Source organism: Waltera sp. (assembly GCF_046969025.1).
Lineage (GTDB): Bacteria > Bacillota > Clostridia > Lachnospirales > Lachnospiraceae > Acetatifactor > Acetatifactor acetigignens.
Window position 1 is genome coordinate 28,145 of sequence record NZ_JBKVQF010000010.1, and the last position, 17,946, is coordinate 46,090.

Consider the following 17,946-nt stretch of genomic DNA (forward strand, 5'->3'; position numbering starts at 1 on the left):
TTGTTATATTAGCATAGACTAACTCGAGGGTCAAGAAAAAATCTACAGGTAAAATATTTTTGATTTCCGCAAAAATCTCTACAAAAATGTTTTGGTTTATCGTTATTTTAAGATATAATAAAAATAGTAGCAGGAAAACTAAGATAGTGATATATAGCGGGGAAATGAATATGGACAAAGACCCATTTAAAGAATATCTGAGAGAATCCGAACCGAATAAAGCAACAAAAGGGTATGTGTGGAGCACGGCGGTTGGACTTCAGGCAGTAGATGGTCTGAAACCCTCGCAATATCTGATTGACACTGCAATTCAAAATATTGAAGGTAAGATCACGCTAAAAGAGGCACAGAGTCTTATAGAAAGCTATTACAATGAGAGACCTGTCCGTGTATCAGATAATGAACGCACGGAAGAAGCAGATAAAGTTTCCAGCCGTATTGCGGAGCTCCTTTCCGAAACGGCGTTTTCCTTTTCACCGAATGAGTATATAGCTATTCATCGTAAGCTTTTTCGTGGAATATATAAGCATGCCGGAAAAATAAGAGATTATAATATTACGAAGAAAGAATGGGTGCTTGATGGCGCAACGGTCGTTTATGGGAGTGCTTCAGAACTGCGTGCTACATTGGAATATGATTTTTCGCAGGAAAAGGATTTTAGTTATAAAGGACTTTCGATAGAAGAGAGCATTCATCATCTGGCTTTGTTTGTATCAAGGCTATGGCAAATTCACATTTTTGGTGAGGGAAACACAAGAACCACAGCGGTTTTTTTCATAAAATATTTGAGAACACTTGGTTTTTTTGCAACAAATGACATTTTTGCGGAAAATGCATGGTATTTCAGAAATGCACTTGTCAGGGCCAATTATACGAATTTACAAAAAGGAATTCATGAGACAACGGAATATTTGGAACTCTTCCTCAGAAATATGCTTTTAAATGAACACAACGAGCTGCACAATCGAAATATGCATATCAGTGGACTTTTAAAGGATACAAAAGTGGACATTGGAACTTCAAAAGTGGACATTGGAACTTCAAAAGTGGACATTGGAACTCAAAAAATGGACATTGAAACATCAAAAGTGGACATTGAAACAAGATTGGCTGAAAAAACGCTGAATTTTTCAACAAAAACAATTATGCATATCCGTGTATTATATGAAAAATTCGGAGATTGTCAGTTTTTTGGCAGAGGAGAGGTTATGGAATTGCTTGGGCTGAAAAGTTCAGGCGCTTCTAAAATAATATCCAATATGGTACAGGCTGATGTAATCGAACCGGTATCCGGGCATGGAAAAGGAAAATACAAATTCAAAGAGTTATAGAGTATATTGGATTTAAAGGCATCGGAACATCCGGTGCCTTTTTTTAAAATACAGGAACCTTTTTACCGTCCGGCGACTCATATAGTATGAAGCCGGCGAAGAGAAGGAGGTGTTACTTTGTCAGTTATGACAAAAGAGGAATTTGTGCGGGAAGTGCGGGGCTATACCCTGCATATGTACCGACTGGCATATTCTATTCTGAATAATAGTACGGATGCGGAGGACGCTGTCAGTGAAGCGGTGCTGCATGCCTATGAAAAATTAAGGACACTGCGGGATCCGGGCAGCTTTAAAAACTGGATCTTACAGATCACGGCAAATGAAGCGAAAAAGATTTATCGGCAAAATAAGCGGACCGGTGCGGTGGCATGGGAAGAGAATCTGTCCCCGGCATTTTATGACGAACACCATGAACTGTGGGATGCTGTCATGCAGCTGGATGGCGGATACCGGGATGTGATCGTATTGTTTTACTATGAACGGTGCACAATCCCGGAGATCAGCAGGATATTGGAATGCAGGCAGGGAACCGTAAAATCGAGATTGTACCGGGCGAAGGAGCAGTTAAGGGAGAGGCTTATATGAGAGATGATTTTATAGACAGAAAAATAAGAAAAATGGCGGAGGCGGAACGGATGGCAGTGCCGGAGTCTCTGGATGCGAAAGTGGAAAATATTTTGGACGGACTGGAAACAGAGAAGAAGGACAGCAAAAACACGGATGGAAAGAGAGTGAATCAAACGGTACGCCATTATGGCTTTAGACGAATCGTGATCCCGGCAGCAGCCTGTCTGCTTCTGGCCTCCGTTACCGTGACGGCATCGGGATTGTACCGGGCGCGGATGGAGAGCATGAATCATGAAAAACTGGAAACATATTTTTCCGGGTTGCAGGAGGCAGATGTTGCAGCGGATAGCTACAGCAGACCGCTTACGGACGGCGAAAAAAACAGGCTGGAAGAACTGAGGCAGGCCTATCTGGAGGAAGGATATTTCCCCCAAAAGGAACTTGCCATGCTTGATAGTCCTGAAAAATACAAAAAGGGCGTGGCTTTCTATGCAGCGCGGAGTACATTTTTCCTGCCGGAAGAGGAAATGACGGAGGAGGAACTGTTGGAGCTGATCGATTTCCGGGAGAAGAGAGATTATAGTCTGGCGAAAATCACAGAAGAGATCGAGGCGGGCGACTATGAATATGTGAAGACGGAAGATAGTGCATTACCGGGTGATATGTCACAGGAGAGCGGATCGCAACAGACACATGACGCAGGAGAGGCAAGTGTAGTCCCGGGGGCAGATACGGCAGCACAAGAATGGCAGGTCGCCTATGAGGGAGACGTAAGTATCCGTTGTGCTGTGGCGGTAGAACAGGGGCTGTATGTCGGTGGGTTCACCATGGAAGGGAAAGCACGGGTGGAATATCTGACTTACGGCAGCGGGACCCCGGAAAAGTTTTATGATGATTTCGATGAGGACGGCGAGGTGTATAGCCTGTGCATCGCACCGGACGGAAGTGTCTATGCGGCATTACGCGGACTGGCATCTCCGGGAGCGGAACATGGCCGGCTGCCTGCAATCTATCATATCAGCCCGGAAGGAACGCTTCTGAATAGTTTTACTGTTGGGGAGAGGGAATGGAATATAGTCGATAGTATGGCAACAGATGCCCAGGGCAGATTATATGTGCGGATGCGGATGCAGGAGGACGGCAGTTATGTGCGGATCTATTCTGCGGAAGGTGAGCTGATCGGAACCGTGGCGGATGACAACGACTATGCCGTACAAGGTGCCGGAGCATTAGGACAGGGTAAGGACGGCAAAGTCTATGCGGCTGCACAGGCAGTGGGCGATACGACAGCAGGTGATATGGCTATGATATTAGTGTCAGTAGACCCGGAAAACTTCAGGTTTGTTCCGGTGGCTGGAGGCGAGAATGCTATTTGCAGTGCCGATACGATCTACCCGTGGAAAATGGTGGCAGCAGGTGTGAGTGAGACGGCAGATTTTATCCTATGGGGATACAACGGCGTGGACACCTATCGTCTGGGTGTGACGGAATTCACCAGAGTGCAGGAGAACTGGGAGATGCCCTGCGGTACGGAAGGTACCTGTGCGGTTCTCGTACCGGACGGTCGCATTCTCTATATCGGCGCATCCGGCGGCTTCCAGGGAACGACGGCGGACGGCGTGGAGATCAGCGGAAAAGATCCTGTGAAGACAGTGCTCTATTACGAACCACTTGCGAAATAGAGTGACAATAAACTGGCGACACCGGGAAAACGGTGCCGCCAGTTTTAAAGTTTCAGACTGTTAAGTTTGGGTGAAAAAAGTGGATACCGAGGTGAAATTTTGTTATGCTGTTTGTAACAAACGGAGTATAAAAGTCGTCAATATAGATAGAAGGGAAACAAAGGAGGGGCTTATGAAGAAGATTAACGTAAAAGCAACCATTTTTCTCAGTGCAATCGTATTGGTGGTAGTGGTACTTCTGCTGAATCTCATCGAATTCCGCAAAACGGTGGATTTCACGGTGCCGGGGATACAGATGCCGAAGGAGAACGCTTTCGGAAAGCAGGAAGAGGTACAAGTGAGCGTCAACGGAACCTATTATTACCGGGTACTGCCCTGGATCCACGGCAGCACTTTCCATGGGCAGATATCTTTTGCCGGAGAGGGAGAGGAACCGCAGAATTATTTCTTTACCTATGGAGCAAGCAGAGGATTTCTGAAGGAGGGAAGAGGGGCTGGCTGGATCGGAACCCCGGATGCCCAGACTACCGTAGCGATTTATCAGGCGGTACAGAATGTGGAAAAAGGGATGATATCTGTAGAGAATCCCGCCAGCTACGTTTTATATCCGGCGGCAACACCGGAAGGAGCCTATGTCATAGCGGATGTATGGTATCCCGGAATGCTGGAAAACAGTGCAAAGACCGCGTCCTGTGCGAACTTTTTGCCGGAGGAATGCCCTCAGAAGATCGGTTGCAGCTTCTGCGCGGAGGATTACGATTATGTGGAAGATGTCGATACCGTAGAGCAGCTGTGGCAGGAATTTATACAACTTTCCGGAAAAGTGACGTCAGATCCGATCCCGCCGGAAGAGATGGTGGAAGGTGTGGGATATTTTCAGTTTGTCTATGCAGACGGTGAGACAAGGACCTTTCGCTACGCGTCGGAAGAACAGGGATTATGGATAGGTGAGGACGAACGATGCCTGGTGGACGGCCAGGCTTTCTATGACTGGCAGGAGCGTCTGATGGAAGCGGTGCAGAAGTAAGCACGGGAAAGAGAGGGGCGGAAATCTTCTCCATTCGCAGCAGATCCCACATCGGACAGGGGTATGCGAAGCAGTATGGTGAGGAACTGCGGCAGTATTGGGAAGCAACCAATGAGGTTTTTGTGTGGATCAGTGAACAGTATCAGAAACCGTTATATGTCACTTCGGATGTGACCATAGGGGATGGAAAGACAGTGATCTCTTTCCGGGGTACCGGCACTTCCATGACTACCGGGGAGACAGAGGAAATCCATAGAGACTGCGTGCTGGATTTTGAAATGCATGCGGAGGTATTGCGCTCGGAAGAAGAGCTGGAGCTGACAGTAAGTGACTGAAATCCGGAAGAAGAGGGGCAACAGAATCAGATTTCTTACTTGACAGATGGGTCGGTAAAATGTAGACTATAATTACAAAGAGTCTATAAAACATCGACTATGCCTTGCCGGGGGGCAGGACAGGAGGGGCTTATGGGTGAGAATATCTACAGAATATTTGACGGTGTATGGAACTTAAGTCTGGTGGGAGGATACTGTGTGCTGCTGGTGATCCTCGCCAGACTTTTGTTGCAAAAAGCACCAAAATGGTGTTCCTATCTGTTATGGGGAATCGTGTTTGTGCGGTTGTGCTGCCCGATACTACCGGAGACAGGAATCAGCCTGATTCCGGACAAATTGCTGTCTGTGGGGACAGAGATGACGTCCGGGCAGCAGACAGTCGGTCCGGGCAGTCATGGTTATGCAGAGGCCAACGATACGAAGAATATCGGAGATGTCCTGCGGCGGGAGTACGATGCAGAGGAAGTACCGGACAGCCAGACGGCAGAAAAAACGATGGCAGGTGGAAATGACAATACTGTCATGAATGCTGACGGCACGCAGGACTTTTCCCTGGGAACTGCGAGAACAGAAAGTGGAGCTACGGTTGCAGGGGTGGCAGCCAGTGGAACAGATACAGTGATTTCGGGAACATCTGCCGGAACGGGTACTGACGCCCGCGCATGGACATACCCGGTGTGGTTCCGTGTATTATCCATGGTATGGTTGGCAGGAATGCTTGGATTCCTGGGATATCATGCTTATTCTTATCTGCGCATGCGTCATCGGATTCGTAGATCTGACAATGGTGTCAGACAGTTGGAACCTGGGATCTGCGAGATCGACGGTGGGCATCTGTCCTTCGTCATGGGGCTGATCCATCCGGTAATCTATCTGTCTTCGGGCTTAGATCCTGAGAGCAGAAAAGTCGTTCTGTGTCATGAACGGGTGCACTTACAGCGCAGGGACTATCTGTTTAAGCCTGCGGCGTTGGTGATCTGCTGCGTCCACTGGTTCAATCCGCTGGTGTGGCTGGCATTTTATCTGATGAACATGGACTGCGAGATGTCCTGTGATGAAAAAGTGGTGAAGCTCCTCGGGGAGGAGAGCAAGAAAATCTATTCCTATACCCTGCTGGAAGAGGCTTCCGGCGGCGAATGGAAACGCTATCGTGGCGGTTCCATCTGCGCACTGCTCTCTTTCGGAGAAGACCATGTGAAAAATCGTATCCGCCACGTGCTGGACTACCGCAAGCCGCCGTTCTGGATGCTGGTTGGTGCAGCAGCGGTGCTTGTGATATTGGTGGTATGCCTGTGCAGCAACCCGGGTGGCGGAACGGATGCAGTGGATGTTGCAAATGCGGATAGCGGTGCAGAGACAGAGGCAGATGCGGCGCAGGCAACCGGCGGGGCAGATGCAACCGAGGAAGCTGCAACAGGGGAGTTTGCGACGGATGAAGTGGACTATGAGGCTGCCAAAACGGAATGGCTGACGGTATTTGAGCAGGGTATCCACAGCAGGGAAGAGTTCAGTGCCCTGTTTGATGTGGCTGCCTTGGAGGATACCCGGTCTTTTGCCGGACAGGATGGAATCCAATATCTCGGCTACAATGGTGCCGCGGCGCGGAAACTGCATCAGCGGATTTTAGACGGAGATGCCGCTGCCCATGAGACCTACAAGGATCCGGTGAAGGCTGCGGAAGCTCTGCTGAATCTACAGGGTGGCAGCGGGGAAATGACGGAACTGCTCTATGAAGCCGGGAGGCAGTATTTATTTTTCCAAAAGGATTCCACAAGACCCGGCGAAGGCTCTGTGGCAAACGTACATTATATTTTCGCTGATGGATCCGGTATCGATATTCCCATGGTATTTGCGGAGGAGAGCAGTCAGATCTGGATGCTCTCCCTGGGAGACATCGACAGTAAAGGCCGGCATTCTACCGGTCCTCTGGACGGAGAAAATCAGGCCAGAGTGGTCTATGCGGAATACGGACCCAGGGATGAAGATTGGGCTACCGTGGCAGAACTGTCGAAAAAATGGGTGTATGTAAAGGTATCCCCCGGATCTTTTGCGGATGTTGCTGCTACTTATCAGGTCTCCAGTTACGGTATTTATGCGGCCACCGGGGACGACGCCGGACTAAATTGTATGGTTCCGGGATATATAGCGCCGGGATGTGCGGCAGAGGGACGTTCCACGGTTTACCAGAATGTGGGAAATTACTATACGTCTGACAGTTATAGACAGGAGATGGCTTATCTGAAGCAACAGGATAGTGTCCGATTGTACTATTTTGCAGCTTCTGATTATCAGGATGGAGATCTGGACATCTGGATCGACACGATCCGGGAATATGATACTTCGGGACAGACCGGAGAAAACGGGGTCACGGACTGGAAACTGCCGTCGGAGGCGCAGGATTTCTCCGCAGACATGCTTACTGCGGAAGACGGTTATTGGATCCTGAGTCAGAGCAACGGAACCGCCCAGATGAAACTTCCGCTTCTGTCCAACCAACCGGTCTGGAATGGGAAGGTGGCGGCAGATCTGACGACAGAGGAAGCGGATGCTTATGCAGCAGCACAGAGACGGGATATTATGACGAATGTGGGAGTCGTATTCGATCTGTCTGAGCGAGCGGAGCAGGAGACTTATGCCCTGTTGGATCTGGACGGAGACGGAACCGCAGAGAAACTTCTGCTGCGTTCGAGAATGGCACAGGCAGTAAACGAAGTGGATCATTCGCCGCTGGATCAATATATATTTGCGGTGAATACCATGCGAGGCGAGACGCGGACGGCACAGAATCTGGGAAACAGCATTTACGCCTTCACTCCTGATGGCAGACAGATATTACTGGCACTGATGCGTAGGGACGAGTTCGGACAGTGCGAGAGTTTCCTGTTCAGCTATGAGAACGGGGAATTACAGGAGGTAGGAAGCTTCGCACAGGATATCCGGGAGATCTGGGTGGAAAACGGCCAGATCATCACCACCCAAAGCTATGATTATATTCTGCAGAGAGAGAATCTGCGGATCATATACCGCATTGGAAGTGACGGAAGACTGGCGGAGATCCCCACAGACCGCTATGATCTGCCGGAGCAGGCGGTCCTGCACGGACTCAATAAGGATCTGGAAGTCTGCCGGACTCCGGATGCCGGCAGCGAACGCTTTACCATCAACGCAGATCACGGAGTCTATTTCCTTTATCTAGATGCCGGCAGACAGTGGCTCTGCGTGGAGACCGAGAATGGTGTCACCGGGTGGCTTAAGCTGGCGGATTACACGGCGGAAGAAGCGTGGGCCACTTTCAATGATCTGATACCGAATGGGGGATGAGAACAATTTATACTGGATACACTTGAAAAAAAATGAAAAAAGTTTCCGGTATAAGAGAAACTTTTACTTTTGTAGGGAAAAAATAGACATTGACAAATATGGTTTACAGGATGTAACATTAAAGTGTTACAACTTGTAAACCGTTTTGCATAATAAGACTTAACGGATGCCACAGAGGGCAGAAAGTGAGGAATTGTAATGTCGGAATATACCATGGGAGCTGTGGAGATGCGTTTTGCGGAAATCATCTGGGAGCATGAGCCGGTCGCTTCGGAGGAACTGGTGAAATTATGTGAAAAGGAATTGAACTGGAAGAAATCTACGACCTATACGGTCCTGCGGCGCCTCTGTCAGAAGGGGATTTTTACCAGTGAGAACGGGACTGTCACCTCACTGATGTCGAGGCAGATGTTTCAGGCGAGACAGAGTGAGGTGATCATCGAGGAGTCCTTTGCGGGATCCCTGCCTGCTTTTGTGGCGGCGTTTACCTCCCGGAAAAAGCTGTCTACGAAAGAGATCAAAGAACTGAAGAAGATCATAGAAAATAACGGGGGAGAAAAGGAATGACAGGGATGGCAATGATGCAGATACTGATCAGAATGAGCATTCAGGGAAGCATCATCGTAGGAATCGTATGGATCCTCAGAATGGTATTTAGAGGACTGCGGATTTCCTACCGCTACTGTGTGCTATTGTGGGGAATCGTTTTTTTCTATCTTATATTTCCCTGGAAGATCGAGAATGAGCACGGATTCTGGCGGGCACAGCCGGAGTCGATGGTAGTGGCGGTGAGCGCGGATGGACCGACAGTGGTGACGGGACTTGGGACGGGCATTGTGTTGGGGCAAAGTGCTGTGCCGGAGCAAAATGTTACACCTGGACAGAGTACCTTGCCGGAACAGATGAACGGAACAGATGCGACGACCGTGCAGGGTACGAATTTCGAAGCGGGATCGAACGAGCTCCCTGTGACGGCTGCACAGTCCAACGGCACAGCAGTCATGCCTTTCCTATCGGCCGCCTTTACACAGGTGATATTTGCAGTCAGATACCTGTGGCTGGCAGGAATCCCTTGTTTTCTCGCGTATTTTATCTTTTCTTATGTAAGAATGAAGCACCGTCTGGCAGAATGCCTTCCCGGGGAGGAGGGAGTCCGTTACGTGGACGGCATCCGCACACCGATGGTATTCGGGATTCTGCGGCCGCAGATCTATCTGCCGATGGAGATGAAGCCGGAATTTTATGACTGTGTATTGCAGCATGAGCGGATCCATCTGCACCGCCGGGACTATCTGTGGAAAATACTGACCTATCTGATCAGTATTGTGCATTGGATGAATCCGGTGGTCTGGCTGGCATATTATCTGCTGTGCTGTGATATAGAAAAAGCCTGTGATGAAGCAGTGACGGAACATCTGGAGCCGGAGGACCGACAGGAATATGCCGCCGTACTGCTATCCATGGCAACCGATACGACCGCACGCAGGATATTTGCAGCACCGGTGTGTTTTGATGAAGGTGACATCCGGGGCAGGATCCGGCATATTTTAAAATGCCGTAAGACCGCAGGGAAGCTTGCGGCGCTGGCAGTGGAACTGTGTATCATTGCAGCACTGGTACTGCTCACACAGAAAAGTGCGGTTTCTTCTCAGAAAACAGAGGAAGACTTCACAGAAATGGTGACAACGGAAGAAACAGGACAAGTACAGGAACAGAATCTGCCAACAATTTACATACAGCAGGAAGAGGAACTGCAAGCTCCCAGTCCTTTTCGTATTGAAAACTATTATATCACTGAGCGGGTCACTGCCTATAATCATTATTATATTGATAATGATGGTATTCTCTGGGGGAACGGTTATAATGAGAATGGTCAGTTGGGAACAGGCAGTTACGAGACGGATTTTGACAAGGGGCAGTTTGATGATGTGAGGATTGCAGATCATGTGGTTTCCGTAGATGCCGATTAGAATAATAATTTCTGCATTTATCTGACGGAGGATGGAAACCTCTACGGACTGGGATTAAATATGGCAGGACTTTTGTTGGGAAAAGACACTGTGAAGCAGGTATATAGCGACATGGATAACGACAGGGTATGTACCCCCACACTGTTAATGAAAAATGTCAGATATGCCAGAGCCGGCAGGGAAGCCATTATCGTACTCAAGGAAGATGGAGCCGTATATTGGTGGGGACAGCTTCGGACGACAAGCAGCACGACCGTTGGGGGATATGATGAATACTGGTCAGTAACAGAGAATCCGTTGAATCTGGTAAAAATGATGTATCTGGAACCACATAAAGTTCTGGATCATTGTATCTATGTGGACATCAATGCGTGGAATGGAGCGGCAATCACGGAAGACGGAGAATTATATCTTTGGGGATTAAATATCTTTGGACAGTGCGGCGTTTCTAAGAGTGAGAATGTTCATGACTTTGTCAGAGAACCCCAAAAGGTACTGGATAAGGTCAGTATGGTATGGCTGGGTGGAATTCGGCACAGCGATGATGCCCGCACCTTTGATGCAGATATCTCTGCTATTCGATATGGATATAATAATTTTGCCTTATTGGAAGATGGTATGTTGTTGGGAGCAGGAGACAAACTTGGCAAGGACTCTGTGACCACAGTGATGGAGGGGGATCTGGATGAGGCAGGATCGCACCGCTGCTCCTTCTCCTTTGTGCCGGTGAAGGCAGTGGTCTATTCCCTGGAGTATAATCGAGAGGTCCTGTCAAGGATGCAATGGGGAATGCAAAGGGAAGAAGTACGGGCATTGTGTACCGATGCCGGATTGCAATGCGATGTCGCCAGTGAGAATGCAAGTCTCTATATAGAGAACAGCAAATACTATTGTTATTTTGATGAAAATGGTGGATTAGACAGGATACAGATTCAGGCCGGCAGCAGCCGGGATGGGAGATTCCTTGTCGATAAGACAACGCTGGAGGAATTACAGCGAAACATCGCGGATGCCGATGACACATTGACGCAGGTGAAGTCTGTTGAGGAAGATTCCTGGGAACGTTGGCAGTATGAGGACATGCAGGAGCAGATTCGATATTACTTTACCGTATATGAAGGTATTGTTACTGTTATAGAAGAGGAACAGATGATCAATGAAGAAGCTACGAAGTAGCGGTTTCGCGAATGGGGTTCTGAATAGTTACGAGAATTTTAAGCAGTAAGGGAGATTATCATGAAAAAACAATACAGATTAGCAACATTTGCACTGTCCGCCTGCCTGTTAATGGCATGTGGCGCCCGGGAGACCAATGCACCGGAGAACAACGAAGCGGAGAAACAAACCGAAAATATTTCCAATATAGACACTAAAATAGATGAGACAGAGACCTCCGGAGCTCTCACGGAGTCCGAATCCCGGGAAACACCCATTGCACCGAAAGAAATCGCGATAGATTTCACCGTAGTATCGGAATTTCACCCGGAAGGAACTGCGGTGCAGCCCTATTCCCTGGAAATCCTTTCCGAGACGTATAACAATATTACTTTTGCGGATGAATGGTACAATGCATCGGAAGACGTTTCCCTTCCCATGATCGGAGAAAATTGGGACTGCTTCTATGATGAGAATTACACTTACCAGTGGGACGATGGAAAACTCAGCATTTTTGATGGCGAGAACTGCCTGTATGTACTGGAATATCCGACAGACAAATGGTACGTCAATGGTAATAACGCCTGCCTTGAGAACGGGATCTTCTATGGGGCATCGGTGATGAACGGCTATGCCCAGCCGGACACCTGCTTTATGTTTGCATACGATCTGGAAAATGAGAAACTGCTGTGGCGAAGTGCAGACCAGACTTATAACAGCATGAATTTTCTCGTGAAGGGGGACGTGATCTTCTGCGGCTATGGCTTTACCGCAGAGGACGATTATCTCTATCAGCTGGATAAAAATACCGGAGAGGTGATCGACCGCCTGCCTCTGAAAAAGATGCCGGACCTCATGGCAGAGAAGGATGACCGGTTGTATGTGCACACCTATAGTTATGATTATGTGATTGGGATATTTTAAATTGAAAATATCAAAATAATTGATATCGGTCGACTATCTTATCATTAAATATTGAATGTGTATTAAAAATATGCTATTTTAAAAATGTAACATAAAAAGAGTTACATTTTTAAAAATGGTGACTATATGAAGAATTTTTTAGAAAAAACATTGCGTCAAAATGTGATGATAGAAGAAACTGAATATTTGAATGAGAAGCTGCCTCTAGCCTTTCGTGGAAGATACACTTTTTATAAGGTTGAAACAAACGGTTCACCATGGATAGCAATTCAACCCAAGGCAGATGTTGGCTTGGCAGCGCTTAGAAAGGACTGGATTAAAATTGAAAAGGCAGCAGGTCTTAATTGCGCCATTTTTTTTGATTCTACATCATTTTATATTAAAGAAAAATTATTGGAAGAGGGAATTCCCTTTGTACTGAAAGATAAACAGGTGTACTTGCCTTTTATCGGATATTTGCTGTCCAATGAGAATGAAAGGAAAATTTCTCCGGTTCATTTAATTTCATTTTTAACACAAAAAGTTATATTGGTTGCAATATATGAAAAATGGGAAAATGTTACTGCATCAAAAGCTGCAATAAGATTAGGCGTTACGAAAATGTCTGCAAACAGGTGCTTTGATGAAATTGAGTATCTGAATGTGGATATTTTGGGTATGAAGGGTAAATCCAGGGTGATAACTGTTCCGGCGGATATTCAGAAACTGTGGAATGATGTACGGGTCATATTGAGAAACCCTGTGATTGCAAGGTATGAGCTAAAAGAGGATATTCAATTGGAAAAAAAGGCAGGAATCACTGCACTATGTGAGTACTCATTACTTTCGGATAATGAATATCCGACTTATGCAATTACCAAAAAAGAAATAACAGAATCCAGAATTAGAAAAATGAAGCAGGTACATTCCGGGGAAGAAATAGGATGCGTTGTTCTGGAACTGGGATACTTTATTGATTTTAAGAATAAGAAACTGGAAGATCCATTGAGTGTGACATTGTCGCTTACAGAGAGCGAGAAACAGGATGAAAGAATTGGTATTTCTATAAAGAGGATGCTGGAGGAATACGTATGGTAAAAGGCTTTTGAAAAATCTTGTGGGAGGAGGATTCAGAAAAAGTATGTACAAAGCAAAGATGAGGTGTGTGGCATTATTAATAATTATGTTAAGCATGGTAAGCTGTGGGCAGAATAGACCGGAACAGAATGATACAGAACAGAATACTTCAGAAGTTACCGAGGAGATGACACCTAATACCATAACGACTACAGCTGTATCAAATGAAGAGACTGAACCGGTTGATTTATTGGAAGATTTCAGTTTGGAAAATTTAAAAGGGAAAACCGATCCGGAAGTAATCAGACAGGAATTATCCGTCCTTCCGTTAAATATAGATGAACTCAAAGATTATCCGGTGTATGTTTTGGATTGGCAGTCAAGGGAATGTAGCGGAGCAGAATTGCTGGACGAATTTTACGAGCAGACATCAGAGAATCAACCGGCGCAATTAGTGATTGTACACTATTTAGTGAGTGAGGAATTGGTTACAGCGAGATGTATTTCCATTCCCTGAACATAATTAGAAAGCAGCCGGAACAAAGTGAAATTGAACTAATAATGATAGTATTTACGGATCAGGAAGATGTCTCCGATGAAAAGGCGGAACAGTATGTGGAACTGTTATATGACGGGAAGAGACCGGAGAACGTAGAGGTGCGTCCTTTCCTGAATTTACGGAAGACAAGTTAAGTTATACAGTGGGAAGTTGTGGCAGCAGTGCTTGTTTTTTTACCTGTTGGAAAAAATGATATTGCGACAACGTGCGAGGGGGATTACGAATGAAAACTTTTAAAACAATAGCATCATTGCTGGTAGGTACAGTATCATCTTTGCTGTTAATGGGATGCGGAGAAATAGACACCGGGACGGAAACATCTGCGTGGGAGAAAGAGACTGCTACAATTGTGCCGGAAGAACCTAAAACGGAGATTATACTTGGAGATATCGGGGGAGCGTCGACATTACAGGAAGCAGTAGCTGATTTTAATAGTAAAAATGACGGAATAACAATCACAATACATGATTATTACGAAGAAAATATAAACGACGGAATTAGTCGTTTGTATGATGATATTTTGACAGGAAAAGGACCTGATATCATTAGTTTTTCGACAGATGAAATGGACGTGGAAGTGCTTAGAGAAAAGGGTGCGATAGAGAATCTTATTCCCTATCTGGAGAAAAGTGATGTGATTGGGGAAGAGGACATCGTTGATTCTGCGTATCATGTTTTGACAGCGGATGGCGGCTTGTATATGTTGCCAACGAATTTTGTGTTATATACATTGATAACAAAAGAAAAATGGTGCAGTAACAAAGAAAATTTTACCTTCGAGGAAGCCTTGCGGGCCGTTCGGGAATGTGAAGAGGATCCTATGATTTCACGGGATTTATTTTTACAGGAAGGGGCAATCTGCGGAGGATATTCCGGGGAAACGGAAGATAACAGATTGGAACAATATATAAAAATTGCAGAACAATTACCGCAACAGGCGATGTTTCAAACGAATGACCTTTTGATGCGGGAAGGAAAAATTCCATTCAATCTTGAGTGCATAGGTGACATGCAACAATATTTATATAAAAAATCCGTATGGGGTGAGGATGCAGTCTATACAGGATTTCCGGGAGCAGAGGGAAAGGGAAGAATATTTATTTTTGACAACTGTTTCGCCATTAACAGTCAAAGCACGCACAAAGAAGAAGCATGGAAGTTTGTGGAAAGCTATTTTACTGAGGAAGGACAGAAAACGATTGCTCCCAATTGGAATTTCTCAATATTGCAAGATGTGCTGGATCAACAGCTTAGTGATAGCAGAAAGCAGGAATATTATCAGACATCGGATGGAAAAAGAGAGAAACTTCCTATTCTGACATACGAAATTGGCAGTACCTATGAAAATGTTTATGCGGCACAAGATGAGGATATACAGGATGTAAGGGAGATGATAAATAATACGAAGGTAATGCAGCGCAGTGACCTTCCTTTAATAGGGATTACGCAGGCAGAGGCTTTGTATTATTTTAACGGAGAAAAAAGTATAGAAGAAACAGCAGCGGCTATAAGGAATAAAATTGATGAAATGCCGAATGCAAAAAATGCACAGCCAGATATGGATGTCATTATCAATATAGGGGATTTTTCAGTTTCCTTATATGAAGGTGAGCAGGAAATATTGGGGAAGCTGGACAAGATGGGGCTGTTGTATGAAAAGGTTGAGGATTCGGATAACAAAAAATATAATTATTATTATAACGTAGGTGATGGGGAAGCTCAATTTATACAAGTTTATTTTCTTGAAAAAGAATGTGTCAGAATAAGAATCAGCAGTAATGAAACATTTGCACATACCTCGAGAGGCATATATTCCGGAAATACTTATTCTCAAATGGTCGAACAATATGGAGATTCTTATGAAAAACATACTTATATGGGCAAAGAGAGATATACCATTTATCGTTATGCTTTAGGAGAATGTTTCCATGAATTCGGCATACCGGGGGAAGCGACCGGTGAAATCTATAATGTTGATGTTTATGTTTCCGGTCAGATGCCTATCTATGATTATGGAGAAGAGATTGTAGAGGATTAGAAATTTTTTGAAAATATGTAAGGCGATGAGACGGAGTATATGGAATAGCTGAATGCAAACGAAGGTAATGCTGAAGAACTGGAGATTCCGTATTTTTCATTTACGGAAGAAAATATTGTGAGAGAAGAAAAAAGAAGATAATTGGGGGAGAAACAAAAAATGACCAAAAAGCAGAAAGTAGTATTTGCGGTTGTGGCAGCAGTTGTGGCAGCAGTGCTTGTGCCGGGGATAATTTTGTCTTACGTATGCTATCATTTTATTTATGGGACAAGAATCACTTCACGGGAGGGAGAAGCATACCACAAATTAGAGGGAAAGGGAGTATACAGCCCGTTAGCGGTGTTTCCTTCCGCAGATATGGACACCGTTTCACAAGATTTTTATTATCAGACCCGTGATGAAATATTTGCAGCAACCTGCCAGATCTATTTGGAAAATCAATATACCAGGGAACAGTATGAGGCAGAAACAGAACGTCTGCGGAATTTGGAATTTTCTTATCAGGATCAGACGAATATGCTCTATCAGGATGAAGAAAATTATTGCAGCGTTGCGTATGTGGCAATGGCAAATTGGATCGACTGATATGAATATGCCATCACGTTAGACGACAGTAATACCATTATTTATGTTTATCTGCAGAACATGGACGCAAAGGACATACATATGCAGTCTGACTACCTTCCGAAATATTTTCAGGATAATAATGCCGGAAAGCATCAGGATACAGACCCTATGACCTCGGATTACAGAAGTTTCTATGCGTTCCGGATAGGAGATCATTATATAGATTGCATGGACTTGGCGGATCAGATTGAAATCGCCGATACCGAGCCGGAGACTCAGGCAGAGGCTGTAGCACAGGAAGTTGAGACGCCGGAATCTCAGACGATTGCTTCGGATACATCTGAAGAAAAAGACACGAGCAGCATGCTCATTAATTCTGAGACTGAAATAAGTGCAGATTTAGATGGAGATGGGAAAGAAGATATAGTGCGTGTTGTAGATAACGGCGATATCGATGACTTGGCAAAAGATGGTACACGACTCATAGCGAATGTGAATGGCGTAGATACGGCAATAAAGGATTACGAAGGATACGTTTATGGTTCACGTATTACTACCGGTGATCTGTCAGGAGATGGTAAAGCGGATGTATTATTGGAAAGATACATCTTCGGAAGCAATTATGGTGCTGTTGAAATTTATATTTTGCATTTAGAGGATAGCGGTTGGGTAGAATATCCATACAACTTTATACACAATCCCAATATTGATTCAGAACAGCCGGATAAATTCGGTGATGTTAAGATTGATGACAAGCGGCCGATAGACAGTTATATCGGGGCAACCATATTTGAAAAAGACGGAAAAACGATGGTTCGTTTTATCTCATTACAATATGAAGTCGATGACGAAAGCACGGTAAAATGTACAGAGGCATCCTATCGGGAAGATGGGTGGTATATAGAAGATATTAGATTAATTGATAATTATTACGATAAGAGAGAAGAATTATTAGCGCCGCAGGATGATACACTGACGATAAGAGGAGAAGTGGCAGGGAGCGAGAATAGAAAAATAGTATACGAGATAGCAAAAGAATTTTCGGAGGCCTATTTTCAGGGTGATTCGGAAACAATAAAAAAGTATTTAGTGGAAGATTACAGTGGAACACTGGATACTTATACAGATTCTCGAGAATCTAAAGGAACAGAAACTGTTAGTATAAATGAGATAAAAGGATTAGCGGATGTTGGGGATGAAACAGGGGTAACCTACACAGTGCAGGCGGAATTTTTGCCGGCAGGAGAAGACTCCTTGTTCTATCTTTTTATGGACTTTGAGAAGCAAGAAGGCGGATGGCGGATAAGGACATACGGATTAGAAAAATAAGAGCTTAAGGAAAGCACAGAAAAATTTAAACAATTTGAAAAATAGGTTGATAAATTCATACGAACCATATATCTCTAATTTTAGA

Annotated in this window: 16 protein-coding genes; all 16 read left to right on the top strand. The window is 45.3% G+C overall.

Annotated features, from left to right (window positions below):
* Window positions 1–170: 170 nt before the first annotated feature.
* The 16 genes from ACLTOH_RS07185 (at window position 171) to ACLTOH_RS07260 (ending at window position 17,861) form a co-directional block, all read left to right on the top strand.
* Window positions 171–1,331, top strand: coding sequence for a Fic family protein (locus tag ACLTOH_RS07185; RefSeq protein WP_118538865.1), 1,161 nt, complete (start codon window positions 171–173; stop codon window positions 1,329–1,331).
* A 126-nt stretch (window positions 1,332–1,457) separates the two neighbouring features.
* Complete coding sequence (locus ACLTOH_RS07190; protein WP_337417849.1) at window positions 1,458–1,916, top strand: RNA polymerase sigma factor; 459 nt, start codon at window positions 1,458–1,460, stop codon at window positions 1,914–1,916.
* Window positions 1,913–3,580 (top strand): hypothetical protein, encoded by a 1,668-nt coding sequence (locus tag ACLTOH_RS07195; protein ID WP_412223763.1) that lies wholly within the window; start codon window positions 1,913–1,915, stop codon window positions 3,578–3,580. Before ACLTOH_RS07190 ends, ACLTOH_RS07195 begins: the two co-directional genes overlap by 4 nt.
* 172 nt (window positions 3,581–3,752) lie before the next feature.
* On the top strand, window positions 3,753–4,607 hold the full coding sequence (locus ACLTOH_RS07200) for a hypothetical protein (protein ID WP_412223765.1): 855 nt from the start codon (window positions 3,753–3,755) through the stop codon (window positions 4,605–4,607).
* Between the two features lie 122 nt (window positions 4,608–4,729).
* Window positions 4,730–4,942 carry a hypothetical protein gene (locus ACLTOH_RS07205; protein WP_412223767.1) on the top strand — a complete coding sequence of 71 codons (213 nt, stop codon included), beginning with the start codon at window positions 4,730–4,732 and terminating at the stop codon, window positions 4,940–4,942.
* 132 nt (window positions 4,943–5,074) lie between these two features.
* Window positions 5,075–8,263, top strand: a complete 3,189-nt coding sequence (locus ACLTOH_RS07210) for a M56 family metallopeptidase (protein WP_412223769.1) — start codon at window positions 5,075–5,077, stop codon at window positions 8,261–8,263.
* 198 nt (window positions 8,264–8,461) lie between these two features.
* On the top strand, window positions 8,462–8,830 hold the full coding sequence (locus ACLTOH_RS07215; protein ID WP_412223771.1) for a BlaI/MecI/CopY family transcriptional regulator: 369 nt from the start codon (window positions 8,462–8,464) through the stop codon (window positions 8,828–8,830).
* Window positions 8,827–10,233, top strand: a complete 1,407-nt coding sequence (locus ACLTOH_RS07220; RefSeq protein ID WP_412223773.1) for a M56 family metallopeptidase — start codon at window positions 8,827–8,829, stop codon at window positions 10,231–10,233. The genes ACLTOH_RS07215 and ACLTOH_RS07220 overlap by 4 nt, the downstream gene beginning before the upstream one ends.
* A gap of 60 nt (window positions 10,234–10,293) precedes the next feature.
* Complete coding sequence (locus tag ACLTOH_RS07225; RefSeq protein WP_412223774.1) at window positions 10,294–11,409, top strand: hypothetical protein; 1,116 nt, start codon at window positions 10,294–10,296, stop codon at window positions 11,407–11,409.
* Window positions 11,410–11,469: 60 nt separating this feature from the next.
* Window positions 11,470–12,312 carry a hypothetical protein gene (locus tag ACLTOH_RS07230; RefSeq protein WP_412223776.1) on the top strand — a complete coding sequence of 281 codons (843 nt, stop codon included), beginning with the start codon at window positions 11,470–11,472 and terminating at the stop codon, window positions 12,310–12,312.
* Window positions 12,313–12,438: 126 nt separating this feature from the next.
* A complete protein-coding gene (locus ACLTOH_RS07235; RefSeq protein ID WP_412195370.1) occupies window positions 12,439–13,389 on the top strand; it encodes a hypothetical protein in 951 nt (316 codons plus the stop codon).
* Window positions 13,390–13,432: 43 nt separating this feature from the next.
* Entirely contained in the window at window positions 13,433–13,885 is a 453-nt protein-coding gene (locus ACLTOH_RS07240) for a hypothetical protein (RefSeq protein WP_412223778.1), read from the top strand.
* Between the two features lie 44 nt (window positions 13,886–13,929).
* Window positions 13,930–14,061 (top strand): hypothetical protein, encoded by a 132-nt coding sequence (locus ACLTOH_RS07245; RefSeq protein WP_265104389.1) that lies wholly within the window; start codon window positions 13,930–13,932, stop codon window positions 14,059–14,061.
* Between the two features lie 89 nt (window positions 14,062–14,150).
* Window positions 14,151–15,965 carry an ABC transporter substrate-binding protein gene (locus tag ACLTOH_RS07250; protein WP_412223780.1) on the top strand — a complete coding sequence of 605 codons (1,815 nt, stop codon included), beginning with the start codon at window positions 14,151–14,153 and terminating at the stop codon, window positions 15,963–15,965.
* A gap of 159 nt (window positions 15,966–16,124) precedes the next feature.
* Window positions 16,125–16,550: a hypothetical protein gene (locus ACLTOH_RS07255; RefSeq protein ID WP_337415312.1), complete on the top strand. Its 426-nt coding sequence runs from the start codon at window positions 16,125–16,127 to the stop codon at window positions 16,548–16,550.
* A gap of 81 nt (window positions 16,551–16,631) precedes the next feature.
* Window positions 16,632–17,861, top strand: coding sequence for an FG-GAP repeat domain-containing protein (locus ACLTOH_RS07260; protein WP_337415311.1), 1,230 nt, complete (start codon window positions 16,632–16,634; stop codon window positions 17,859–17,861).
* Window positions 17,862–17,946: the final 85 nt, after the last annotated feature.

Excerpts from the sequence above, each read along its gene's own strand:
- ACLTOH_RS07260 (WP_337415311.1), top strand. The coding sequence starts at position 16,632 with ATGCAGTCTGACTACCTTCCGAAATATTTTCAGGATAATAATGCCGGA.
- ACLTOH_RS07240 (WP_412223778.1), top strand. The coding sequence starts at position 13,433 with ATGTACAAAGCAAAGATGAGGTGTGTGGCATTATTAATAATTATGTTA.
- ACLTOH_RS07230 (WP_412223776.1), top strand. The coding sequence starts at position 11,470 with ATGAAAAAACAATACAGATTAGCAACATTTGCACTGTCCGCCTGCCTG.
- ACLTOH_RS07215 (WP_412223771.1), top strand. The coding sequence starts at position 8,462 with ATGTCGGAATATACCATGGGAGCTGTGGAGATGCGTTTTGCGGAAATC.
- ACLTOH_RS07190 (WP_337417849.1), top strand. The coding sequence starts at position 1,458 with ATGACAAAAGAGGAATTTGTGCGGGAAGTGCGGGGCTATACCCTGCAT.
- ACLTOH_RS07235 (WP_412195370.1), top strand. The coding sequence starts at position 12,439 with ATGAAGAATTTTTTAGAAAAAACATTGCGTCAAAATGTGATGATAGAA.
- ACLTOH_RS07220 (WP_412223773.1), top strand. The coding sequence starts at position 8,827 with ATGACAGGGATGGCAATGATGCAGATACTGATCAGAATGAGCATTCAG.
- ACLTOH_RS07210 (WP_412223769.1), top strand. The coding sequence starts at position 5,075 with ATGGGTGAGAATATCTACAGAATATTTGACGGTGTATGGAACTTAAGT.
- ACLTOH_RS07225 (WP_412223774.1), top strand. The coding sequence starts at position 10,294 with ATGGCAGGACTTTTGTTGGGAAAAGACACTGTGAAGCAGGTATATAGC.
- ACLTOH_RS07245 (WP_265104389.1), top strand. The coding sequence starts at position 13,930 with ATGATAGTATTTACGGATCAGGAAGATGTCTCCGATGAAAAGGCGGAA.
- ACLTOH_RS07185 (WP_118538865.1), top strand. The coding sequence starts at position 171 with ATGGACAAAGACCCATTTAAAGAATATCTGAGAGAATCCGAACCGAAT.
- ACLTOH_RS07255 (WP_337415312.1), top strand. The coding sequence starts at position 16,125 with ATGACCAAAAAGCAGAAAGTAGTATTTGCGGTTGTGGCAGCAGTTGTG.
- ACLTOH_RS07195 (WP_412223763.1), top strand. The coding sequence starts at position 1,913 with ATGAGAGATGATTTTATAGACAGAAAAATAAGAAAAATGGCGGAGGCG.
- ACLTOH_RS07250 (WP_412223780.1), top strand. The coding sequence starts at position 14,151 with ATGAAAACTTTTAAAACAATAGCATCATTGCTGGTAGGTACAGTATCA.
- ACLTOH_RS07200 (WP_412223765.1), top strand. The coding sequence starts at position 3,753 with ATGAAGAAGATTAACGTAAAAGCAACCATTTTTCTCAGTGCAATCGTA.